The 23,379-nt window shown below is 70.0% G+C and carries 18 protein-coding genes and 1 pseudogene; 6 read left to right on the forward strand and 13 right to left on the reverse strand.

From position 1 onward, the window contains the following. Nucleotides 1-91 precede the first annotated feature (91 nt). The 7 genes and pseudogenes from DXK32_RS26385 to DXK32_RS26415 form a co-directional block, all read right to left on the reverse strand. A pseudogene (locus DXK32_RS26385) lies at nucleotides 92-1,339 on the reverse strand (threonine ammonia-lyase); the annotation flags it as partial. A gap of 11 nt (nucleotides 1,340-1,350) precedes the next feature. Further along, nucleotides 1,351-2,157, reverse strand: coding sequence for a carbon-nitrogen hydrolase family protein (locus DXK32_RS26390; protein WP_114861230.1), 807 nt, complete (start codon nucleotides 2,155-2,157; stop codon nucleotides 1,351-1,353). A gap of 4 nt (nucleotides 2,158-2,161) precedes the next feature. Then, complete coding sequence (gene speB / locus DXK32_RS26395) at nucleotides 2,162-3,217, reverse strand: agmatinase (RefSeq protein ID WP_114861231.1); 1,056 nt, start codon at nucleotides 3,215-3,217, stop codon at nucleotides 2,162-2,164. A gap of 50 nt (nucleotides 3,218-3,267) precedes the next feature. Beyond that, entirely contained in the window at nucleotides 3,268-4,068 is an 801-nt protein-coding gene (locus tag DXK32_RS26400; protein ID WP_114861232.1) for an ABC transporter permease, read from the reverse strand. Further along, on the reverse strand, nucleotides 4,068-4,922 hold the full coding sequence (locus tag DXK32_RS26405; RefSeq protein WP_114861233.1) for an ABC transporter permease: 855 nt from the start codon (nucleotides 4,920-4,922) through the stop codon (nucleotides 4,068-4,070). The genes DXK32_RS26400 and DXK32_RS26405 overlap by 1 nt, the downstream gene beginning before the upstream one ends. Further along, on the reverse strand, nucleotides 4,919-5,980 hold the full coding sequence (locus DXK32_RS26410; RefSeq protein ID WP_114861234.1) for an ABC transporter ATP-binding protein: 1,062 nt from the start codon (nucleotides 5,978-5,980) through the stop codon (nucleotides 4,919-4,921). Before DXK32_RS26410 ends, DXK32_RS26405 begins: the two co-directional genes overlap by 4 nt. Nucleotides 5,981-6,158: 178 nt before the next feature. Continuing rightward, on the reverse strand, nucleotides 6,159-7,280 hold the full coding sequence (locus DXK32_RS26415) for an ABC transporter substrate-binding protein (protein WP_114861235.1): 1,122 nt from the start codon (nucleotides 7,278-7,280) through the stop codon (nucleotides 6,159-6,161). Between the two features lie 185 nt (nucleotides 7,281-7,465). Here DXK32_RS26415 and DXK32_RS26420 point away from each other — a divergent pair, with 185 nt between their 5' ends. From DXK32_RS26420 to DXK32_RS26430, 3 genes are all read left to right on the forward strand, one after another. Beyond that, nucleotides 7,466-8,401 carry a LysR family transcriptional regulator gene (locus DXK32_RS26420; protein ID WP_247877364.1) on the forward strand — a complete coding sequence of 312 codons (936 nt, stop codon included), beginning with the start codon at nucleotides 7,466-7,468 and terminating at the stop codon, nucleotides 8,399-8,401. Between the two features lie 99 nt (nucleotides 8,402-8,500). After that, nucleotides 8,501-8,881, forward strand: coding sequence for a hypothetical protein (locus DXK32_RS26425; protein ID WP_114861237.1), 381 nt, complete (start codon nucleotides 8,501-8,503; stop codon nucleotides 8,879-8,881). 8 nt (nucleotides 8,882-8,889) lie between these two features. Then, nucleotides 8,890-9,066 carry a helix-turn-helix transcriptional regulator gene (locus DXK32_RS26430; RefSeq protein WP_282184606.1) on the forward strand — a complete coding sequence of 59 codons (177 nt, stop codon included), beginning with the start codon at nucleotides 8,890-8,892 and terminating at the stop codon, nucleotides 9,064-9,066. A 12-nt stretch (nucleotides 9,067-9,078) separates the two neighbouring features. Here the strand turns inward: DXK32_RS26430 and cysE are convergent, their stop codons facing one another. Next, on the reverse strand, nucleotides 9,079-9,963 hold the full coding sequence (cysE, locus tag DXK32_RS26435; RefSeq protein ID WP_114861239.1) for a serine O-acetyltransferase: 885 nt from the start codon (nucleotides 9,961-9,963) through the stop codon (nucleotides 9,079-9,081). Between the two features lie 350 nt (nucleotides 9,964-10,313). On the opposite strand from cysE, the gene DXK32_RS26440 reads away from it, so the two are divergent. After that, on the forward strand, nucleotides 10,314-10,985 hold the full coding sequence (locus DXK32_RS26440; RefSeq protein WP_247877362.1) for a transglycosylase domain-containing protein: 672 nt from the start codon (nucleotides 10,314-10,316) through the stop codon (nucleotides 10,983-10,985). A 205-nt stretch (nucleotides 10,986-11,190) separates the two neighbouring features. Here DXK32_RS26440 and DXK32_RS26445 read toward each other — a convergent pair whose 3' ends face one another. Next, nucleotides 11,191-11,739 carry an RNA polymerase sigma factor gene (locus DXK32_RS26445; RefSeq protein ID WP_114861241.1) on the reverse strand — a complete coding sequence of 183 codons (549 nt, stop codon included), beginning with the start codon at nucleotides 11,737-11,739 and terminating at the stop codon, nucleotides 11,191-11,193. A 230-nt stretch (nucleotides 11,740-11,969) separates the two neighbouring features. Between DXK32_RS26445 and DXK32_RS26450 the strand changes: the two genes are divergently transcribed. After that, a complete protein-coding gene (locus DXK32_RS26450; protein WP_114861242.1) occupies nucleotides 11,970-12,983 on the forward strand; it encodes a FecR family protein in 1,014 nt (337 codons plus the stop codon). A 127-nt stretch (nucleotides 12,984-13,110) separates the two neighbouring features. Next, nucleotides 13,111-15,402, forward strand: coding sequence for a TonB-dependent receptor (locus DXK32_RS26455; RefSeq protein WP_114861243.1), 2,292 nt, complete (start codon nucleotides 13,111-13,113; stop codon nucleotides 15,400-15,402). Nucleotides 15,403-15,493: 91 nt separating this feature from the next. Here DXK32_RS26455 and DXK32_RS26460 read toward each other — a convergent pair whose 3' ends face one another. The 4 genes from DXK32_RS26460 to ptsP form a co-directional block, all read right to left on the reverse strand. Beyond that, nucleotides 15,494-17,851: a sensor histidine kinase gene (locus DXK32_RS26460; RefSeq protein WP_247877363.1), complete on the reverse strand. Its 2,358-nt coding sequence runs from the start codon at nucleotides 17,849-17,851 to the stop codon at nucleotides 15,494-15,496. 170 nt (nucleotides 17,852-18,021) lie between these two features. After that, nucleotides 18,022-19,875, reverse strand: coding sequence for a PTS fructose-like transporter subunit IIB (locus DXK32_RS26465; RefSeq protein WP_114861244.1), 1,854 nt, complete (start codon nucleotides 19,873-19,875; stop codon nucleotides 18,022-18,024). A gap of 25 nt (nucleotides 19,876-19,900) precedes the next feature. Beyond that, nucleotides 19,901-20,857 (reverse strand): 1-phosphofructokinase, encoded by a 957-nt coding sequence (gene pfkB / locus DXK32_RS26470; RefSeq protein WP_114861245.1) that lies wholly within the window; start codon nucleotides 20,855-20,857, stop codon nucleotides 19,901-19,903. Next, the gene (gene ptsP, locus DXK32_RS26475) at nucleotides 20,854-23,361 is read right to left on the reverse strand and encodes a phosphoenolpyruvate--protein phosphotransferase (protein WP_114861246.1); all 2,508 of its coding nucleotides are present in this window, start codon (nucleotides 23,359-23,361) and stop codon (nucleotides 20,854-20,856) included. Before ptsP ends, pfkB begins: the two co-directional genes overlap by 4 nt. Nucleotides 23,362-23,379 lie beyond the last annotated feature (18 nt).

Raw genomic sequence — 23,379 nt, forward strand, 5'->3', positions numbered from 1 at the left:
AGCGCTGGCTTTCAGCCAGCGCGAGAGGCCCTTCGGGCCACCCTCTCCCCAGAGGAGAGAGGGCTATTTTGCCGCAAGCGAGGGACCCGCCTCAGGGCCGCGCGCTGGACAGCGGCTGTGCGGCCTCGGCCACCACCGCCTTGCGGACGGGCAGGCCGGCGCCGCGCAGGGCTTCGGTGATGCGGTCGCCGTGGCCCTCGTCCTCCACCTCGATCAGCAGGGCGACCTCGGCGGACTTGACGGAGAAGGCGCCGAACAGGCGCTGATGCTGCACGTCGATGATGTTGCCGCCGCATTCCGCGACGATGCGGGCCACCTGGGCCAGCGCGCCGGGCTGGTCGGCCACGTCGATGTCCAGGTTGATCAGACGCCCGTCGCGGGCGAAGCCGCGCATCAGCACGTTGGCGAGCGTGCGCGTGTCGATGTTGCCGCCCGACACGATCAGGCCGACCCGCTTGCCGCGGAAGCGCTCTGGGTGGAAGAGCAGGGCGGCCAGCCCGGCGGCCCCGGCGCCCTCCGCCACGGTCTTTTCCACCTCGATCAGCATGGCGATGGCGCGCTCGATCACCGCCTCGGGCACCAGCACCACGTCGCAGCCGTTCTGCTTCAGGATGTCCATGGGCCGGTCGCCGACGTCGCGCACGGCGATGCCCTCGGCCACGGTCGGGCCGCCGACCTTGACCGGCTGCCCGGCGAGGCGCTGCGCCGCGGCAGGGTAGGTCTCCACCTCCACCCCGACGACCTCAAGGCCGGGCCGCAACGCGCGGGCGGCGACCGCGGCCCCGGCGGCTAGCCCGCCGCCGCCCACCGGGATGGCCAGCGCGTCGAGGTCCGGAACCTCGGCCAGCATCTCCAGCACGACGGTGCCCTGGCCGGCGATCACCGCGTCGTCGTCGTAGGGATGGACGAAGACCAGCCCGTCCCGCTTGGCGAGGTCATGGGCGAAGGCCGCGGCCTCGGCCAGGGAGTCGCCCTCCAGGATGACGGTGGCGCCGTGGTAGCGCGTGCGCTTGACCTTCACGAAGGGTGTGAAGCGCGGCATGACGATGGTCGCCGCGATGCCCAGCCGCTTCGCGTGGTAGGCCACGGCCTGGGCGTGGTTGCCGGCCGACATGGCGATCACCCCGGCGCGCCGCTCCTCCGGCGTCAGGTGGAGCAACCGGTTGGCCGCCCCGCGCTCCTTGAAGGAGGCGGTGAACTGGAGATTCTCCAGCTTGACCCAGACCTCGGCGCCGGTGATCTGCGACAGGGTTTCCGAGCGCAGGAAGGGCGTGCGGCTGATGCGTCCGGCCAGCCGTTCGGCGGCGGCGTGAATGTCGTCGATGGTGACCGGCATGTCCTGTTCTTCCTCTACGAACCGCCCTTCCCAGGCGCGCTGGAGACCGCACCGTACAGGTCCGGGCGGCGGTCCGCCAGATGCGTGCCGACCCGGCGCAGCGCGGGGTCGAGATCGACGGTCAGCAGCGTCTCCCCGTCGCCGGCCCGCGCCAGCACGCTCCCGTCCGGCGCCGCCACGCTGCTGAGCCCGCAATAATGGAGTTTTCCCTCTTGCCCGCAGCGGTTGGCGTAGGCGACGAAGATCCCGTTCTCGAAAGCGCGGGCCGGGATGATGGTGGTGGCGACGACCTCGTAGGGCGCCATCAGCGCGGTCGGCACCAGCAACACGTCGACCCCGGCCAGCGCGTGGCGGCGCACCAGCTCGGGGAATTCCACGTCGTAGCAGATGGCCACGCCCACACGCACCCCGCCGACCTCTGCGGTCGGGAAGGCGTCGCCGCCCGGCGCGAAGGAGCCGCGGTCGAGGTTGCCGTAAAGGTGCGCCTTGCGCTGGTTCAGCCGGGACCGTCCGTCCGACCCGATCAGTTGCGCGGCGTTGTAGACGGCGCCGTTCGCCCCGCGCTCCGGATAGCCGTAGAGGAGGGCGATGCCGTGGTGCCGGGCCATCTCGGCGACCCGCGCGGCCATCGGCCCGTCCGCCGGCTCGGCCAGGGCGCGCACCGCCTCCGCGCCGATGGCGTAGCCGGTCAGGCCCATTTCCGGCCCGACCAGCAGGACGGAGCCGCGCCCTGTCGCCGCCGCCGCCGCCCGCTCCAGACGGTCGAGGTTGCGGTGCGGCGCACCGGGCTCCGCGTCCGCCTGGAACAGGCTCAGCCGCATGGCGTCAGCCCCGGCCCTGGCGGTTGGCGAGGGCGCGCACCGACAGGCAGAGGATTTCGAACAGCATCTGCGCGCCGGCGTGGGCGGTGTTGGTCGTGGCGTCGTACTGCGGCGCCACCTCCACCACGTCGCCGCCGATGATGTCCAGCCCGTCGAGCCCGCGCAGGATCGCCAGCGCTTCCCGCGTGGTCAGGCCGCCGACCTCCGGGGTGCCGGTGCCGGGGGCGAAGACCGGGTCCAGGCAATCCACGTCGAAGGAGACGTAGACCGGCCCGTCGCCCACCACCGTGCGCGCCGTCTCGATGACGCTGGCGATGCCGCGCTCCGGAATGTCCTCCGCGTGGATCACGGTCATGCCGCTGTCGTAGGAGAACTCCCACAGATACTCGGTGCTGCCGCGGATGCCGATCTGCACCGTGCGCTCCGGGTCCAGCACACCGTCCAGCACCGCCTGCCGGAAGGGGCCGCCATGGTGGAACTTGGCGCCCTCGTAGGGGCCGCCGGTGTCGCAATGGGCGTCGAAGTGGATCATGCCCACCGGACACTCGCGGCCCAGCGCCTTGAGGATCGAATAGGTGATGGAATGGTCGCCGCCGACCGACAGCGGGATGACGCCGGCGTCCATCACGCGGTTGTAGAAAGCCAGGATGTCAGCGTGGCAGGACTCCAGGCTGAAGCGGCTGGACAGCGGCACGTCGCCGACGTCGGCCAGCTTGCAGGAGGCCGCCGGGACCATGCGCAGGGCGTGCTCGTAGGGGCCGATGCGCTCCATCCCGCGCACGGCGCGGGGCCCGAGGCGGGCGCCGGCCCGGTTGGTGACGCCCAGGTCCATCGGCACGCCGATCAGCGCGATGTCCAGCCCGCCGAAGTCCGCGGCGTCCGCCGCGTCGGGGCGGTAGGGGGCGTCGAGCAGGGTGGACACCCCGGCGAAGGGCTGCACCCGCTTGCCGCCGGAGAACTGGAGGGCGGCCACCCGCTGGAACTCCGGATCGTGGAAGTCGTCGCCGCCGGAGCCGCTGTACTTCGTACGCAAACGATCAAGCTTCTGAGGGTCGATCATCGTCCGGATCTCTTTGAAAAAGGGAAAGGGTTATCAGTCGTTTTTGGACGTCAGTCGTTCTTGGCCCAGGCGCCGAGCAGGCGGGGCAGGTCGCCGAACCACGCGATCAGCCCGAAGACCACCGCCGTCAGCGACACGAACAGCACCGTCACGGCGGCCATGGTCGGGGTGTAGCCGTAGCGGAGCGCGTTGAAGATCTTGATGGGCAGCGTTTCCAGCGTGAAGCCGACCACCATGTAGGCCACGATGTACTCGTTCAGCGACAGCACGAAGGCGAAGGCGAAGCCGGAGATCACGTAGGGCCGCACCAGCGGCATCACCACCGTGCGCAGCACCGTCCGGTCGTCCGCCCCCATGGTCGCCGCCGCCTCCACGTAGGAGCGGTCCACCGCGCCGAAGCCCAGCGACAGCGTGACCAGCGGAAGCGTGACGAAGAACACCGCGTGGCTGACCACCACCGTCCAGGGCGATCCGTACTCGCCGACCGCCGCCCAGAAGCTGAGGAAGCCCAGCGCGGTGATGACCGGCGGCAGGATGAAGGGCGTCATGCCCAGCACCTCGAACGCCCGCGCCCAGGGCGCGCGCCAGCGCCACAGGAACCAGGCCAGCGGGAAGGCGATCAGCACCGCCAGCGCCGCCGACAGGGTGGCGACGACGAGGCTGGTGATCAGCGCGCCGCGCCAGCCGGGATCGGTGAAGACTTCCGCGTACCAGGCGAGCGAGAAGCCCTGCGGCGGGAAGGTCAGCGACTTCTTCTCGTTCACCGAGACCCCGGCCACCACCAGGATGGGGGCGGCGAGGACCAGGGCGATCAGGCCGGCGGCCAGGGAATTCAGCGTACGCATCAGCATCAGGCCGTCTCCTCCCGCCGTCCGGCGAGCAAAGCCAGCCCGACAAGGGCGAGGCTGACCAGCACCAGGAAGACGGCCATCGCCGCCGCGAAGGGCATGTTGGACTGGTAGATCGCCTGGTCGGTGATCAGCACCGACAGCGTCCAGTGCTGGGGCCGCCCGAGAAGCTGCGGCAGCAGGTAGGAGCCGAGCGCGAAGACGAACACCATGATCGTGGTCGCCACGATGGTGTTGCGCAGCGCGGGCACCACCACCGTGAAGAAGGCGCGCAGCGGCGAGGAGCCGAGCGTGCGCGCCGCCTCCTCCAGATAGGGGTCGAGGCGGGCGAGCGCCGGGTAAAGCACCAGCACCGTGTAGGGGAAGGCCTGATAGACCAGCCCGGCCAACAGCGCGCCGAAGCTCGGGCTGAGCGATTGCGGCTCGGCCATCAGGCCCAGCGCCACGAACAGGTTGGTGATTCCCGCGGTGCGCGACAGCAGGGTGGACCAGGCGAAGCCGATGATGACTTCCGACAACGACAGGATCGACAGCAGGAAGACCAACCAGCGGATCTGCGCCCCGCGCGGCAGCTTGACCAGCCGGTAGGTGAAGGGGAAGGCGATGCCCACCGACAGCGCCGCCACCAGCGCCGCCAGCCCCAGCGAGAAGGACATCACCCCGCCGAAGAAGGCGGTCAGGAACCGCTCGTAGTTGGCGAAGACGAGGTCCGGCTCGTAGAAGCCGCCGGGCACGCGCCGGAAGACGCTGACCGCGATCATCAGGCTGAAGGGGATGACGAAGAAGACGACCAGCATCAGCGCCGGGAAGAGGATCGGCGCGTGCTCGGCCAGACCGCGGGGGGCGCGGCGGATCATCGGGCGTGCTCCGCGGCGGGCGGCAGCACGACGCAGGCCGCCGGCGGGAACTCCACCGTCAGGGCGCCGCCGGGGGCGACCGGCGGGCGGTCCTGCGGGCGCGACAGCGCGACGATCTCGCGCCCGGCCACGTCGATGCGGAACTCCACGCTGGCGCCGAGATCGCGCATGAAGGACAGCGTGCCGGTCAGCCGGTTCGGCCCGTCCGTTCCGGCGGGATGGACGACCACGTCCTCCGGCCGGACGGACAGCAGGACGCGGCCCGCCGGCGGCAGGTCGGGCAGATGCAGGGTGCCGCCGGGCACGGCGGCGGTGCCGGGGGCGGTGACCTCGCCCTCCAGCAGGTTGGTCATGCCGATGAAGTCGGCGACGAAGGCGTCGGCGGGCTGGCGGTAGACCTCCATCGGCGGGGCGGCCTGATGGATGCGGCCCTGCGACATCACCACCACGAGGTCGGCCATGGTCATCGCCTCGCGCTGGTCGTGAGTGACGACGATGGTGGTGATGCCCAGCCGCTGCTGAAGCTGCTTCAGCTCGATCTGCATGGCCTCGCGCAGCTTGGCGTCGAGCGCCGACAGCGGCTCGTCGAGCAGGAACAGCTTGGGTGACAGCGCCAGCGCGCGGGCGATGGCGACGCGCTGGCGCTGCCCGCCCGACAGCTTGGAGACCGGCCGGTCGGCGACGCCGGGCAGGCGGACCAGCTCCAGCAGCTCGTCGGCGCGCTTGCGCTGCTCGGCCTTCGGGACGCCGCGGATGCGCAGGGGGTAGGCGATGTTCTCGCCCGCCGTCAGGTGCGGGAAGAGGGCCAGCGACTGGAACACCATGCCGAATTCCCGCGTGTGGGCGGGGGCCGTGGTGATGTCGCGCCCGTCGATGACCAGCCGACCGCCGGAGGGGTCCTCCAGCCCGGCGATCATGCGCAGCAGCGTCGTCTTCCCGCAGCCGGACGGGCCGAGCAGGCAGACGAATTGCCCATGCGGGATGCGCAGCGATGCGCCGTGCACCGCGGTCACGGGACCGTATCGTTTGGTGAGACCGTCGAGGACAAGGGCTGACATGGGATGGCTTTTCGACTGTCGTTCACAACGGGCTTTTTCCCCTCGCCCCTCTGGGGAGAGGGTCAGGGTGAGGGGGCGGCCGCAGGCCGACCACGCACTGCAAGGAGGCTGCGTGGACGCCCTGACGGGCACCCCCTCATCCCATACCCTTCTCTCCAGAGGGGAGAAGGGCTGTCACTCACCCGACGATCATTTCCGTCCACTTCTGGTTCAGCCAGTCGGACTTGCTCGTGTAGAGGTCGTAGCGCGGGATGATCGGCGCGATGTCCGAGGACACGGCGGCGAACTCCTGGTCGGTCAGGTCGGTCATCTTGCGGTCGATGGTCGGGGCGGTGCCGACCTTGCGCGACAGCAGGGCCTGGATCGACGGCTGGCACATGTAGTCCACGAAGACATGCGCGAGGTCGCCGGCCTTGGAGGCGCGGGTGACCGCCCAGCTGCCGGAGTCGAGGATGCCGCCCTCCTTCGGGAAGGTCGAGCGCACCGGCTGGCCGTCCGCGGCGGCGAGGCCGGTCACGTCGTGGTAATACTGGCCCATCGGAATCTCGCCGGACTTCAGCGAGGCCTCGAACTGCGCCTCGTCGCGGTACCAGAGCTTCACGTTGGACTTCAGCTCCGCCAGCTTCTTGAAGCAGTCGAGCTGCCCCTGCTCGCTGTCGAGATGCTTGGTGCCGCCGAAGAAGGTCGCCGCCGTGACCTCCAGCAGGAAGCTGTTGCTGACCAGCGCCAGCAGGCCGAGCTTGTCCTTGTTCGCCGGGTCCCACAGCGCCGCCCAGCTGTCCGGGGCCTGCGGATAGCTCTTGGTGTTGGTGACCAGCGTGATGTACCAGGACACCGCGCCGATGCCGCTGACCTTGCCGTCCGGGTACTTGTTGACGAGGTGCGGGACGACCTTGGCGGCGTTGGGGATCTTCGACAGGTCGAAGGGCGCCCACAGCTCCGCCGAGGCCCCCTTCAGCATCGCCACCTGCGACATCATCGAAACGTCGGCGGGCGCCTGACGGGCGCGGGCCGCCTGTTCGAGCTGGACCAGCCACGCCTCGCCGGTCGGCTCGGCGATGGCCTCCACCGTGATGCCGGTGGCCTTGGAGAAGTCCGGGAAGATGTGCTTTTCGAAGGATTCCTTGAAGTAGCCGCCGTAGACGCCGACCTTCAGCGTCTTCGACTGGGCGCGGACGATGTTCGGAAAACCGATGGCGGCCACCGTGGCCAGAGTGCCCGCTCCGGCCAGGACAGCGCGGCGGCCGATGCCGCCGGTCAAAGCGACGTGAAGTCCCTGCTTACCCGTCGTCTCGTTCATGGATGCGACCTTTCCTTGCGGACGAGCTTATCTGTTCGTGAGGCCAGCATTATGGCCTGCGATCATTAGACCCCTGGCGCCGTTGCCCGAAAATCAGAAAGTTTTGTATCTTACTTCGATCCGGGTCGAAGTATCGGGCGTGCCGGACCCGGCTGGTGGGGCAGGGGAGGGTGGGCGTCGTGGCGATGATTCAGCTGGAAACCGTGGATCTGCGCTTGTTGCGGTTGTTCATGACCATCGTCGAGGCCGGCGGATTCAGTGCGGCGCAGAGCGAACTGAACCTGTCGCTGTCCACCATCTCCACCCATTTCGCCGATCTGGAGACCCGGCTGGGCCTGCGGCTGTGCCGGCGGGGACGGTCGGGATTCCAGCTCACCCCGGAAGGGCAGGCGGTCTATGACGAGGCGCGGCGCGTGTTCGATACGCTTGAGCGGTTCCGCGGCCGGGTGCGCGGCCTGCGCGAGCGGCTGACCGGCACGCTGGCGGTCGGGCTGGTCGACAACACGCTGACCGACCCGCGCGCCCCGCTGGAGCGTGTCTTCGCGCGCTTCACCGAGGCGGCGCCGGAGGTTTCGCTGATCATCAACGTGCGCCCGCCGAACGAGCTGCTTCGCGACGTCATTGGCGGGCAGTTGCAACTCGCCATCGCCAGCTTTCCGCGCATCGTGCCGAGCCTGTCCTATCAGGATCTCTACAACGAGACGATTCACTTCTGCGTGGCGGACGGGCACCCGCTGTTCACCCTGCCGGACGAGGCCATCGACCTGGACGAGATCCGCCGCTACCGGCTGGTCGCGCGCAGCTATTGGGGATCGCGCGACCTGAAGATCTTCGCCATATCAACGCCCAAGGCGACGGTCAGCGACATGGAGGGGGCGGCGCGACTGATCCTGTCCGGCGCATACGCCGGCTATCTGCCGGACCATTACGCGGCCCCCTACATCAAGGCCGGGCGGCTGCGGATTCTGCTGCCGAAGGTGCTGTCCTATCAGGCGCCCTTCCAAGTGGCCTTCGACGCCAACCGCTCCAAAAGCCCGGTGGTGGACCTGTTCATCGCCCTGACCCGCGAGGAGATGACCGCGCCGGAGTTCCGGAGCGCTCCCGTTGTCCGACCGGCCTGATCGTGGCCCGGTGTGGCGCGATGTAAAGCACGCTTGACAGTGACGAGGCGTCGTATGTAAAGCTTCCTTGTCATTGGGCGGCATGGAAGGGGCGGGGGGATGTTCAGCATCAAGCGCTACGGCGTCGAATTGTCCGGGGCTCTGGCTCTCTACGCGGCGCTTCTGCTCGGTGCCAACGCGGCGGACCGGTTGCTCCAACCGGAAGGCGCGATGAAAATGGCGCTCGCGCTTCTGCCGATCCTCGGCACGGTCGCCGTCGCCTGGACGGTCTTGCGGGGGCTGCGGCGAATGGACGAGCTTCAGCGCCGCATCCAGTTCGACGCGATCGCCCTGTCCTTCACGGGCACGGCGTTGGCGACCTTCGCCTGGGGGTTTGCGGAAGGTGTCGGCGCGCCGGAACTGCGCGCCTTCCATGTCTGGCCGCTCATGGCGGTGCTGTGGGGCGTCGGGGTGTGCGTCGCCCAGTGGCGCTACCGATGAGAAACGCGGTGAAAGACATCCGCACAGCCCGCGGCTGGAGCCAGAGTGAGCTGGCGGAGCGCCTTCAGGTGTCCCGCCAGACCGTCAATTCGATCGAGAACGGGCGCTATGACCCCAGCCTTCCGCTGGCCTTCGCCATCGCCCGGGCGTTCGGCCTGACCATCGAGGATATCTTTTTCCCCTGAGGGTTTCAGCCGTCAGATGTGATACTCCGGCTCCGGCACCGTCTGGTCCATGGCGAGCGCCGGCACCGTGTCGCGGCACCAGCCGACGATCCGCGCCGGGACGCCGACCACGGTGGCGCAGGGCGGCACGTCCTTCAGCACCACGCTGCCGGCCCCGACCTTGGCGCGGCTGCCGATCTCGATGTTGCCCAGAATTTTGGCCCCGGCCGACAGCAGGACGCCGTCGCGCACCTTCGGGTGACGGTCGCCATGCTCCTTGCCGGTGCCGCCGAGCGTGACCTCCTGAAGGATCGAGACGTCGTTGCCGACCACCGCGGTCTCGCCGATCACCACGCCGGTGCCGTGGTCGATGAAGACGCCGCGCCCGACCGGGACCGCCGGGTGGATGTCCACCGCGAAGACCTCCGACACCCGGCTCTGCAGGAAGTGGGCGAGGTCGCGCCGCTCGCGCCGCCACAGCCAATGGCCGATGCGGTGCCATTCCAGCGCGTGGAAGCCCTTGTAGTAGAGGAAGGGCGTCAGGCAGTTGTCCGCCGCCGGGTCGCGCGTGCAGATGGCTTGCAGGTCGGAGCAGGCTTCCTCGACGATGCAGGGCGCGTCGGCGACCGCCGAGCGGACGAGCATGGCGAGCTGGTCGGCGGAAATGTAGGAGTCGCCCAGCTTGCGGGCCAGCAGGCTTCCCAGCGCCGACGGGAAGTCGTGGTGCAGCAGGATGGCGGTGTCGATGAAGGGGCGCAGCCACGGCTCCTTGACGACGACGTTCTCCGCCTCGGCGCGCAGCATCGCCCACATGCCGTCGACGCCTTCCAGAAGGGGCGATTCCGGGCGGTCCCGTTCCGTGAGGCTCTGGTCCTTGAAGCCCTGTTCCTTGAGGCAGGGGGCGACGATGTGATTCATGGCGCGCTTGTCCTGGTGTTCCCGACCGGTCCGGACGCCGGTCCGGTCATGGGGCCTTCAACAGACCGGACGGAAGCCTAGCACGCCGCTTTCCGGAAGGGGAGCCATGTCGTGGGAAATGAAGGGCCACCACGAATTTTTACACATTTTCACGCTGTGAAAATTACCTGCCCACTCGGACTGTTCCATCCGCGCCGGCGGGCGGGTTTACCACGTGATCACATAGTCGCCGGTGTAGGGGCTCTTTCCAGCGCGCGCTGCATGACGCTGGAAACCATCGCCCCGTTCGGCAATAATGCCTAATCATAATGAATGCTTCGGCTCATACATAACGCTTTGGGAAACGACCCATGAGACGAATTTTCAAGCTCGCAAGTCTTCTTGTTGTTTCACTTGTCATCGCGGTCATTGCTTACGGCGGAAAAGGATATTGGGATGCTCTATCGGATGCTCCGCAATTGCGTCAGCGCGCCGACGACCTGATAGCTCAGGGTCTGGGAGGAGATTCGCTCGGTGCTGACCATCTGGCGATGTTGCTGAAAGTTGAAGACCCAAATTTCGTCGATCACGCCGGAGTGGATTTTTCGACCCCTGGCGCTGGAGCGACGACAATCACGCAATCGGCTTCCAAGCGCCTCGCTTTCGAAAAATTCCAACCGGGCGTCGGAAAGATACGACAAACCGGGTACGCGATGGGCCTGGAAAGCCGACTCTCCAAGGATCAGATTCTGGCCCTTTGGCTCGATACACTGGAAATGGGTGACGGTCCGGAAGGCTGGGTGACGGGCTTTCATAAGGCAAGTTCAGCAATCTATGGGCGGCCGCCGGCTGAGTTAAACAGCACGGAGTTTGCTCGATTGGTGGCCGTTCTCATCTCACCAGCATCCTTCAAGCTTCGTGACAATGACCCTGCGCTCGACGAGCGTGTCAGGCGGATCGAACGCTTGGCGGCAGGAGCGTGTGTTCCCGAAGGGCATGGTGACGTTTGGCTCGAAGGGTGCCGACAGCCTTCCGATAGCTGAGCGGCCCCCAGCCATTTCATCCTGCGGGCAACGGCGTGCCGCGCAAGTCTCACCCAGTTATTTTCCATAAGACACCTTATGGGATTTATGCGCGCCGCCGGGTGGGTTCTGTCCCGAAGTCCAACTCGTGTGTCCGTGCAATGGCTCATCGGCTCACGGGGTCAAATTCACCCCTTTCCCGGTCACTTGGGAGAATGCTCGGCGCTCAGGACGGCCCGCCGGAGCGGCTGGCGGTCGGTTCGGAGCGGTCACGGCGCGCCATGGCGTCCACGAAATGGCCCATCGCCAGCTTCATGTCGTTGAAGACCGTGCCCGGCGAAACGCCCAGATGGGCGGCGATCTGGGGATAGGACAGGCCTTCGACCCGGTTCAGAAGCCACACCTGACGGGCCCGCGCCGGCAGACGGTCCAGGGCGTCCATGAAGCACGACAGCCGCTCGCGGTGCAGCAGACGCTCTTCCGCAGAAGGGGTTTCCGATGCGATGCCCAGCGCTTCGACGGTGTCCGCCGGCCCGGCTTCGAACCGCTCCTGGGTCCGGCAGCGCCGGAGATGGTCCAGCGCGAGGTTGTGGACCGTCCGGTGGAGGAAGGCCCCGATGTTGTCGATGGGTCCCCTCTCCACCGCCTTGCAGGCGCGCAGATAGCTTTCCTGCAGCAGATCCTCGGCAATCTGAAAATCGCGAACGATCTTCATCGCGCACCCCAACAGCGAGCGGCGGTGATCGAGATAGATCGCAATCAGGCTTGCGGACATGATAGCCCTGTCGGTACGACGGCGGAGGGGACACCACCGCGGTCGGTGCGACATCGGCGGCCTTGCAACATCGAAATTGATAATGATTCTCAATTTCAGATGTCAAGCCGGTTGGACGGGTGCGGGAGCGCTCACCATCTGGGGGCTGCGGTTTGCGGATTGTGGCTCGGCGGGCGACGAAACGTCTCAACTGTACGTGAGTCCGGTCACAGGAAGAGTGGAAGGCCAGCGTGGAGAAGGACGAGGCAGGCGGCGGACAGGATGCCGAGGCCTATCGGCATGCGGACCCGGTCATGGACGAGGCGCTCACCTGGTTCGTGACGCTCCTCGATGCGCCCGCGGACCCGGTCACCCGAGCCGCCTATCAGGCATGGCGGAACCGTGACCCGCGCCACGCCGCGGCGTTCGACCGTCTGTCGTCGCTTGGGGGCATGCCCGAATTGCAGGCGGCGACGCTCGCCCATCACCCGCAGACGGCCCCCTCGCCGGCAGCCGCCCGGTCCGCTCCCCGGCGGCGGTCCCGGTGGTCCGGCGGGTGGCGGGCTTCGCTGACCGCCGCCGCGCTGCTGCTGGCCATCGGCGTGCATCTCCAGCCCACATTGGCGCTCCGCCTGACCGCCGACCACCGCACCGCCGTGGGGGAGCGGCGGGAGATCGCCCTGCCCGACCGGTCGCGGCTGATCCTGGACACCAACTCCGCGGTCGCGCTCGATTTCGCCGAGGGCCGGCGCCACGTCCGGCTGCTGCGCGGGCAGGCCTACTTCGACGTGGTCAGCGACCCCGCCCACCCCTTCCACGTCACCGCCGGCTTCAGCACGGTGGAGGTGACCGGCACCGCCTTCACCGTGCGGTCGGACGGCGGGCGGGACGCCGTCTTCCTGGAGCGCGGGCGGGTGTCGGTCAGCCGGCGGGAACCGCCGGGCCAGACGGTATCCCTCGTTCCGGGTGACCGGGTGACGGCCACGGCGGACGGCCTGTCGGCGCCCAGCCGCCCCGATCCGGCGGTTGCGCTTGCCTGGAGGGACGGGCGCTACGTATTCCACGACCAGCCCTTCGCCGCGGTCGTCGACGCCATCCGGCGCTACCATGGCGCGCCGGTCATCCTGATCGGCGACCGGCTGGCCGGCGCGCGGGTCAGCGGAAACTACCGGCTGGACGATCCCATCGCGGCGCTCCGCTCGCTGGCCGACGTCGTGGGCGCTCGCGTGACCGAGCTCCCTGCCGGGATCATCCTGCTTCGATAGGCTTTGTCCTTCTTTCAGGATTTTTTTGTGAGACGCCACGCCCCCGCGCGTCTGCCGAAAAGAGGGGGCACGGTTCATACACCGGTAATCACGCCCCCGCCACCAGCGCAGACGGGAGTTGTGAGGCATGGAAGGCCGGACGGTTTCGACAGGCAAGTTCTTGGTGTGCGCGCGGGAAACCGCCGCCCGGCATCTGGTCATGGCCCTGATGGCGACCACCGCGCTCGGCGGCGTCCTGGCCCTCCCCTCGCCGTCCCTGGCCCAGCAGGCCGCATCCACCGCGCAGACGATGACCTTCGCGCTGCCGGCGCAGCCCCTGCCCGCGGCGCTCGACGCCTTCGCTCGCCAGACCGGCTGGCAAATCGGCTATTCCGCCGATCTGGCCGCCGGGCGCAACTCCCGCCCGGTGTCGGGCAGCATGACCCCCGCCCAGGCGCTCGATACGCTGCTGTCCGGAACGGGCGTCGGCTACCGCACGACCGGCACCGGCTCCGCGACGCTGGTTCCGGCCCCGACCGGCGACGTCACGATGCTGGCGCCGGTGTCGGTCACCGCCTCAACCGGCGCCGGCAGCAGAAGCGGCACCGTCACCATCACCAAGGAGGATCTGGAGCGCAAGAACCCCAGCGACCTCCGCGACGTCTTCTCCGGTGAGCCGACGATCCGCGTGGGCAGCGCCGTGCCGATGTCGCAGAAGGTCTATGTCAACGGCGTCGAGGAAACCAATCTGGCGGTCACCATCGACGGCAGCCGCCAGAACAACAAGGTCTTCCACCACAACGGCACCACGCTGATCGACCCGGCGCTGCTGAAGGTGGCGCGGGTGGACGCCGGCGTCGCCCCCGCCGACGCCGGGCCGGGCGCGCTCGCCGGCTCCATCGCCTATGAGACCAAGGACGCCGGCGATTTCCTGGCGAGCGACGGCGTCGGCGGCTTCGGCAAGACCAGCTTCAACACCAACGGCTCCGGCCTGACCACCAACCTCGCCGGCTTCGGACGCCACCAGGGGCTGGAGGCGCTGGGCACCGTGACCTACGGCAAGGGCGGCAAATACACCGCGGGCAACGGGCGCAAGGTGGACGGCACCGAGACGGACGTGGTCAGCGGCCTCGGCAAGGCGGCGGTGCAGACGGAAAGCGGCCACCGTTTCCAGGCCAGCTACGAGCGGGTCTACGACGACGCGCCGCGGCCCTTCCGCGCGAACATCGGCTCGCTGGCCGGGCGCCCGGCCTGGGAGCCGCGCGTGCGCGACTACACGCTCGACCGCCAGAACATGGTCTTCACCTACACCGACGCCCTGCCGACGGAGTTGTGGAACCCCAAGCTGGTGCTCGCCTACGGCCGCACCGATGTGGAGACGCCGATCTTCACCCGCCCGGTCGGCAGCAGCACCGTGCCGGGGAGCTACCCGGGCAAGGGCGCGACCAGCTCCTTCAATGGCAAACTGGAAAACAGCTTCGGCTTCCGGATCGGCACCATCACGGCGGGCACCGACTTCTATGTGGACCGCGCCAACTACCGGGACCGGACGATGACCGCGACCGAGCGGGCGCGCAACAACGGCCTGTACGGCCAGGCCCGGCTGGAGCCCATGGAGCGTCTGCGCCTGTCCTTCGGCCTGCGCGGCGACCGCCAGACCTTCGAGGGGACGACCGGACGGGAGTGGACCAACCACGGCCTCAGCCACAACATCTCGGGCGAGTTCGACCTGCTTCCCCGTTTCCTGACCGCCAAGGCCGGCGTGTCCCGCGGCTGGGGCGGCGTCCAGCTGGCCGAGAACTACATCATGAACCCGGCCTGGAATTACGGCGCCGGCCCGCGCCCGGTGACGGCCTACAACAGCACCGCCGGGCTGGAGGCCCGCTACGAGGGCTTCACCGCGGAAGGCCGGATCTTCCGCACCAAGCTCGACGATGCCCGCGCCGCGCGCTTCGCCGCCACGAGCGCCACCCTCGCCCGCGACGTGCGGTCGGAAGGCTATGAGCTGGGTCTCGGCTACGCCTGGACGAACGGCTTCATCCGCGCCAAATACGCCGACATCGACGTGAAGATCGACGGGCTGCCCGCCGACTCCGACACCGGCACCTACCTCGCCACGCCGATCGGGCAGGTCTTCACCGTGGGCGGCGCCCACACCGTGCAATCCTGGAACCTGACCCTGGGCGCCGACCTGGAGTTCGTGCTCGACTACGACAAGGTCCAGGCCGGACAGCGGCCACTGAAGGGCTATCAGACGGCCAATCTGTTCGTGGAGCACCGGCTGCCCGAGCACGCCAACCTGGCGTTGCGCCTCGACGTCCGCAACCTCTTCGACGAGACCTACGCCGACCGCGCCACCTACGGGCAGGAGTTCGGCACCGTCACCCCGCTCTATCAGCCGGGCCGTGCCTTCCTGCTGAGCGCCTCGGCGCAGTTCTGATCCCGGCACCGACAGCATCGGTTCCATCAGCGCGAAGGGTCCGCTGCGGCGGCGGTCCATCGCGTGGGAGGCGTGGGCCTGACCTCCCGCGTCAGGCGCCATTCCTCTCCCGCGCGGCCGGGGGCAGACGCACGACAAAGCGGGCCCCGCCCGTCCTGTCCTCCCCCTCCTCCAGAGCAATCGTGCCGCCGAGCTGGCTGACCGCGTTGTGGACGATGTGCAGGCCGAGCCCGGCGTGGCCCCGGTCGCGCCGCGTGGTGAAGAAGGGATCGAAGATCCGCGTCCGCAACTCCGCCGGAATGCCCCGCCCGTCGTCGGCAACGACCATTTCGATCACCTCCGCCGCCGCCTTGCGGGCGTGGATGGTCACGGTGCCGCGCCGCCGGCCATCCGCGTTCCCATCCGCGCCCCCTTCCGTCTCCGCGATCCCGTCGCCCGTGAAGCCGTGGTTGACCGCGTTCAACAGCAGATGCGAGACGATCTGCGCGATGGCCTGCGGATAGCCATCCACCACCAGCCCCGGCGGGCAGTCCACGATGACCCGATGCTCCGGCGCTCCCCAGAAGGGCTCCAGCGCCTCGACCGCCTGCATCAGACAGAGGCGGAGGTCGAAGCGGCCGCGCTTCTCGACCGCCGGGTCGACCGCCAGCTCCTTGAAGCGCTGCACCAGTTCCGCCGCGCGGACGGTGTTGCTGACCAGCAGGTCGGACACGTCGCCCATGTCGGTCAGAAACCGCTCCAGCTCGCGGCGGCGCAACTGACCGGACTCGAGAAGCTGCCTCATCTTCGGCACCTTCTCGCGGATCAGGGTGGAGGTGGTGAGTGTGATGCCGAGCGGCGTGTTGATCTCGTGCGCCACGCCGGCCACCACCTGACCCAGCGCGGCCAGCTTCTCCGCCTGCACCAGATGGGCCTGGGTCCGCCGCAGCTCCGCCAGGGTCGAATCCGCCTGCTCCTTGGCGCGGCGCAGTTCGTCCTCGCGGCGGTTGATCTCGGCGGCGAAGTGATGGACGGCGCGGGCCATGTCGCCCAGCTCGTCCCGCCGCTCCAGGTCGGTCACCAGGCCGTCGCGCGGGTCGCGGGCCAGCCGCCGCGTGGCGCCCTGCAGACGGCGCAGGGGCCGGGTGATGCCGCCGGCCACCAGGAGCGCCGCCCCGGCGGCGAACAGCAGGCCGATGGTCGCCCCGATCACCAGGGTGGAGCGCAGCAGATCGGCGCTGCGCACCGCGCTGTCCTGGAAGAGGTCGTTCAGGCGGCGGGCGGTGTTCATCACCGCGGCGGCGTCCATGTCCATCGCGGCGATGGCGCCGTTCTGGCGGGCCAGCCCATCGGTGGCGCGGTCCAGCCCGTCGCGCCAACTGGTGATGGCGGCCAGCATCCCGTCCTGGATCAGCGGGGAGATGGGCAGCCCGGCCACCCGGTCGAGCAGCCGCCCGCTGTCGGTGGCGACGTCGCGCAGGCTGCGGGGGTCGCGCCGCTCCAACGCCCGCAGGGTCCGCCCGCTGAGGGTCAGGGCGGTCATGGCGAGCGTCTGGGTCTCCTGCTCCATGGCGTGGGCCGACACGGCCTGATGCAAAAGCTCCGCCACCTCGTCCTGGACGGCGCTGTAGCCGGTGTCGGCGGCTTTCAGCACCCGCTCGGCGAGCGCGTCGTAGCGAGGCCCCAGGTCCGGGAGCGTCGTCCGGTCCAGCCGTTCGGCCAGCAACCGGGTCAGCTCGGCCAGGGCCGTTCCGTGGACGGGGTCGGTGGCGAGCGACGCGGCAAGACCCCCGGCGGCTTCCTCCACCCGGTCCAGCCAGAAGGCCAGGGCACCGGACCGGACCGCTGCACCGGGTGGCGAGTCGGGTGGCTGGACGCTGGCGGCCCCGTCCTTCGCGGCCAGCCGGGCGTTCAGAATCGCTTCCCGCAACCGGTGCAGGCCGTCCACAAGGACGCGGCCGGCGCGCATCCGCCGGTCGGTCTCGGCCAGGGAGGCGACGAGCGCCGCGTTGACGGCGTGCTGCCGCTGGCGCGCCTGTTCGGCCAGAGCGAGCAGCCGCGCCTCCTGCTCCGCCATGCCGCGGGCGCGGGCGTCGCTGAAGGCGATGGCGTCGACCAGCTCCTCCAGCCGGGCGGCGTGACGGTCGGACGCGCGGCGGGCGGTCTCCACGGCGTCGGCCTGGATGCCCTGGGCCGCCAGCCCGCCCAGCGCGTCCAGCGCCTCCCGCGCGCCGTGGGTGGCGCGGCGGAAGGTGACCTCGTGGGGAAGGCGGCCTTCGGGGGCGGAGTGGATGAAGTCGTTGCGGGCCGCGGTGGCGGCGATCATCTCGCGGTAGACGGTGCCGGCCAGGACCGCCGCCTCGCGCGAGCGGCCGGCGCGCTCCAGCAGGATCCAGGCCGACACCGCGATCAGCGCCGCGATGACCACCGGGATTCCACCCACCGTCGCTATGCGATACGAGATCCTCATCACGCTCCGCCGGCTGCCGTTCCTCCAGGGGACTGCGGAACAGACCGACAGCGGAACAACGCAAAGCTAGCGATAGCACTCTGGAGTTGTCGAGTTCTTTCAATTTTGGCGAAAATTAAAACTAATTTGCGGTAGAGCCGGCAATCAGCGGCTGTGACGGTCCCGCCCTCTCAGCGCCCTGCCCCGCTGGGCGCGGGGCTGGTCGGGGTCGGCGCGGCGCTGCCGAGCGTCGGCGCCGCGGTCGGGTCCGCCTCGATGCGGCGCTTCAGGATCATCAGGCCGAGCGTCGTGACGATGGTCCCGGCGACGATGGCCAGAACATAGGGGCCGAGCGGCGCCACCGCGTTGGGAATCGCCAGCACGAAGACGCCGCCGTGTGGCGCCCGCAGGCCGCAGCCGAACCACATCGACAGGGCGCCGGCCACCGCCGATCCGGCCATCGCCGCGGGGATGACGCGCAGCGGGTCCTTGGCCGCGAAGGGAATCGCCCCTTCCGTGATGAAGGCGAGGCCGAGCACGCCGGCGGCCTTGCCCGCCTCGCGCTCCTGCATCGTGAAGCGGCTGGGCACGACCATGGTGGCGAGCGCCAGCCCGAGCGGCGGCGTCATGCCGGCCGCCATAACCGCGGCCATCGGCGTGTAGGTGCTGGACGCCAGCAGCCCGACCGCGAAGGTGTAGGCCGCCTTGTTGACCGGACCGCCCATGTCCAGCGCCATCATGGCGCCGAGCAGCGCGCCGAGCGCCACCGCGTTGGCGCCGGTCATGCCCTGGAGGAAGGCGGTCAGCCCGTTCATGATCGCGGCGACCGGCGTGCCGATGACGTAGATCATCAGCAGACCGACCGCCAGCGTGCCGAGGAGCGGGATGATCAGCACCGGCTTCAGCCCCTCCAGATTTTGCGGCAGCCGGATGGTGTCGCGCAGCCAGCGGGCGATGTAGCCGGCCAGAAAGCCCGCCACGATGCCGCCGAGGAAGCCGGCCCCGATCTTGGCGGCCAGCATGCCGCCGATGAATCCGGGGGCAAGGCCGGGCCGGTCGGCGATCGAATAGGCGATGTAGCCGGCCAGCACCGGCACCATCAGCCCGAAGGCCGCCTCCCCGCCGATCTGCATCAGCGCCGCCGGCAGGGTCCCCGGCTCCTTGAAGGCCTCGATGCCGAAGACGAAGGAGAGGGCGATGATCAGGCCGCCCGCCACCACGAGCGGCAGCATGAAGGACACGCCGGTCAGCAGATGCTTGTACGGGCCGGACGGCACCTCCTTCGGACGCGCCTTGGCGCCCGACACCGCGTCGGCGTAAGCGGGTGCGGCGGCGCTCCCCGTCGCGGCGCCCCCTGTCGAGGTCGGAGCCGGCAGGGCGAGCGCCTCGTCGATCACGCGGGCGGGCTGCTTCAGCGCCTCCCCCACCGAGGTCTTGAGCAGGCGCTTGCCGGCGAAGCGGTCGGTGGCGACGTGGGTGTCGGCACCGATGATGACGGCCTCGGCCTCGGCGATTTCCTCCTCCGTCAGGGCGTTCTTCGCGCCGACCGAGCCCTGCGTCTCGACCTTGATGCGGTAGCCCTTGGCCTGGGCGGCCTGCTTCAGCGCCTCGGCCGCCATGAAGGTGTGGGCGATGCCGGTCGGACAGGCGGTGATGGCGACCAGCAGGCCGGGGCTGCGCACCGCGGTCGGTGTCGGTTTTGGGGTGGGCTGCGGAGCGGCGGTTTCGGGTTGCGCGCCGGGAGCATGGCCCAGAGCGTTGCCGATCACCGATTTGGTGTCGCGGATCGCGGCGGCGGTCGAGGTGCGCAGGATCGGCTTGCCGGCGAAGCGGGAATCGTCCACGGCGATGTCCGTGGCCAGGATCACCGCGTCGGCCGCCGCGATGTCGGCGGCGGAGAGCGGAGTCTGCACGCCGTTCGACCCCTGGGTCTCCACCGCAATGGCGTGGCCCATCAGCGCGGCGGTGCGGCGCAGCGCCTCGGCCGCCATGACGGTGTGGGCGATCCCCGTCGGGCAGGCGGTCACAGCCACGAGCTTTGCCATCGCGATCCCTCCGGCGCTGAAACCTTTACAGCTCTTCTGTTCGAACGGCCCGCATCAGCTCGGCAAGCCGCTCAGGCGGCGGCAGTTCGGGGCCGAGGCGGGACAGCGTGCCGGCGGCGAAGGCGGTGCCGCGCCGCGCGCAGTCCTCCAGCCCCAGCCCCTCCAGCCGGGCGGCGACGACTCCGGCCACCATGGCGTCCCCGGCGCCGACCGTGCTGGCCACCTCGACGGACGGCGGCACGGCGAGCAGGGCACGGCCGCCCTCCACGAAGACGGCGCCCTCGGCGCCCAGCGACACGACGACGAGCGCGATGCCAGACTCCGACAGCTCGCGCGCCGCGCGCACCACCTCGGCCCGGTCCTTCAGCGGGCGGCCCAGCAGCTCGGCCAGCTCCGCCGCGTTCGGCTTCACCATGTCGGGGCGGGCGGCCACGGCGTGGCGCAGCGGCGGACCGCTGGCGTCCACCACCACGAAGGCGCCGCGCCGGTGCAGGGCCGTGACCATCTCGGCGTAGGCGGTGTCCGGAACGCCCGCCGGGACGCTGCCCGACAGGACGAAGGTCCGGTTGATGATGGCGAGGTCGTCCACCACGGTCAGCAGCCCGCGCCAGCTCTCCGCCGGAACATGCAGGCCCGGCAGGTTGATGTCGGTGACGGAGCGCCCCTCGCGGTCCACCAGCTTGATGTTCACCCGGCTGCGGCCCGGCAGGCGCAGGCAGCGGTCGCGGATGCCACGGCGGCGGAACAGCGCGTCGAACACGGCGGTGTTCTCCTCGCCGAGGAAGCCGGTGGCGGTGACGGGTGTGGTGGCGCCAGACAGAAAGGCGGCGACGTTGATGCCCTTGCCGCCGGCCGTCCGCGTCTCGGCGACCGCCCGGTTGACCGCTCCGGCGGCGAACCCCGGCACGTCGAGCGTCTGGTCGATGGCGGCGTTCAGCGTCACGGTGACGACGCCGGGGCGTGGGGTGGACGGTGCGCTCATGATACGCCTCCGGTGTCGGCGAAACGGTGACGGACCAGCGCCCGAACCTCCGCCGCGTCGGCGCAGTCCAGCGCCTCGCGGGCGGCGCGCTCGGCGTCGGCCATGGCGATGGCGCGCAGCCGCGCCTTGACGGAGGGAACGGCGGGAATGGCCACGCTCAGCTCGGCGACGCCCAGCCCGGACAGCAGCACCGCCCCCGCCGGATCGCCAGCCACGCCGCCGCAGGCGCCGACCCAGATTCCGGCGCGGCGGGCGGCGTCCACCGTCCGCTCCACCATGCGCAGCACGGCGGGGTGCAGCCCGTCGGCCTGCGGGGCCAGCACCGGGTGCAGCCGGTCCATCGCCAGCACATATTGGGTCAGGTCGTTGGTGCCGATGGAGAAGAAGGACACTTCCCGCGCCAGCCGGTCGGCCATCATCACGGCGGACGGCACCTCGATCATGATGCCGAGCTCCACCGGCGGCACGTCCAGCTCCCGCCGCACCGCCTCGGTGATCGCCTTGGCCCGTTCCAGCTCCGCCGGGGCGGCGATCATCGGGTACATGATGCGCACCGGCCCCTCGGCGGACGCGCGCAGCATGGCGCGGAGCTGGGTGCGGAACAGGTCCTCCCGCTCGAAGCACAGGCGGATGCCGCGCACGCCCAGGAAGGGGTTGCCCTCCGCCGGCATGCGCAGATAGGGAACGGTCTTGTCGCCGCCGATGTCCAGCGTGCGCAGAATGATCGGCAGCCCGTTCATCGCCCGCACCATGGTCCGGTAGGCGGCGAACTGCTCCTCCTCGTCCGGCGGCAGGTCGCGCTGGAGGAACAGGAACTCCGTGCGCATCAGCCCGACGCCCTCGCCGCCCGCCTCCACGGCCTGCACCGCCTCCGCCGGGTCGGAGATGTTGGCGGCGACCTCGACGCGCCGTCCGTCCGTGGTGATGGCCGGCTTGTAGCGGTCGAGCCGTTCGGCCTCGCGCCGCTCGCCCACCTTGATTCGGGCCTCGGCGGCGCGACCGCGGTCGCGCTCGCTGGGGTCGGCGACCAGCACCCCGCCGTCGCCGTCGAGGATCGCCGCCCGCCCGTTCTCCAGGTCCAGCACCGACGGCCCGGCGGCGACCACCGCGGGAATGTCCAGCGAGCGCGCGATGATCGCCGTGTGGGAGGTGGCGCCGCCCCCCGCCGTGCACAGCCCCAGCACCCTGGCCGGGTCGAGCTTCGCCGTGTCGGACGGCTCCAGATCCTCGGCGAGCAGGATGACGGGATGGTCCGGCAGGGCCGCCACGCTCTCCGTCACCACCGCCAGCAGACGCAGCACGCGGCGCCCGACGTCGCTGAGGTCGGCGGCCCGCCCGGCGAGCAGCGGGTCGGCGAGCTGGGCCAGCGTGCCGGCGCGTTCCTCGTAGACCGCGCGCCACGCCCAGCCGGCGCTCTTTCCCCCGTCGATCAGGGCGTGGGCCTCGGCGACCATTTCGGGGTCGTCGAGAAGCTCCTGATGCGCCTTGAAGATGGCCGCCTTGGCGGCGCCGGCCTTCTTCCAGAATTCCTCATGCAGGTTGCGCAGGTCGGCGGCGGCGGCGGCGAGCGCCTGGTCGAGCCGGCGGTGCTCGGCCTGAGGATCGGGGGCGGTCTCGGCGACCGTCAGCTCCTCGCGCTGGAACTTCCAGACCGGGCCGGTGGAGACGCCGGGCGAGGCGGAAATGCCGGCGATCACCCGCCCGTCATAGTCGAGATCGGCCGGCGAGACCCGTGGTGCCGGTTCCTCCGCGGGCGTCGCCGCAGCAACAGGCTCGTCCAGTCCCGCCTCGAAGGCGGCGCGGATGGCCTGGAGCGCGGCCGCCGCGTCCTCGCCCGATGCGGTGACGGTCAGCGGCTGGCCACCGGACGCGCCAAGCCGCAGCAGGGAAATCAGGCTCTTGGCGTTGGCGGTGGTGCTGCCGTGCCGGACGGCGATCTCGGCGCGGAAGCGTTTGGCGACCTCGACCAGCGCCGTCGCCGGGCGGGCGTGCAGCCCGTGGGGCGACGGGGCGGTGACCGCCATGCTGTCCCCCTCGATGGGAACCGCGACCGGCTCGCTCACGGGCGCGGCGGGCGCCTCGCCGTTCAGCACGGCCATGATGGCGCGCGGGTCGCTCGTATTGCCCAACCGCGCGGCCTCCGCGGGATCACCCAGCACGCCGGTCAGCCGTTGCAGGACGGCGATGTGCTCGTCCGACTTGGCGGCGATGCCGACGACCAGCCGCGCCGGCTCCCCGCCGCCCCAATCGACGCCCTGCGGAAACTGGACGACCACCACGCCGGTCCGCCGCACCAGATCGCGCGCCTCGGGAAGCCCGTGCGGGATGGCGATGCCGCTGCCGAGATAGGTGCCGGACACCGCCTCGCGGCCCAGCATGCTGTCGATGTAGCCGGGGTCGATCAGGCCGCTGTCGACCATCGCCCGCCCGGCGATGCGGATGGCCTCCGTCTTGTCCGGGGCCGAGAGCCCAAGGCGCACCTGCGATTCGGAGACCTGAAGCATCGCCCGTCCTCCCCCCGC

Origin of the sequence: Azospirillum brasilense (genome assembly GCF_003349955.1) — a bacterium.
Taxonomy (GTDB): domain Bacteria; phylum Pseudomonadota; class Alphaproteobacteria; order Azospirillales; family Azospirillaceae; genus Azospirillum; species Azospirillum brasilense_B.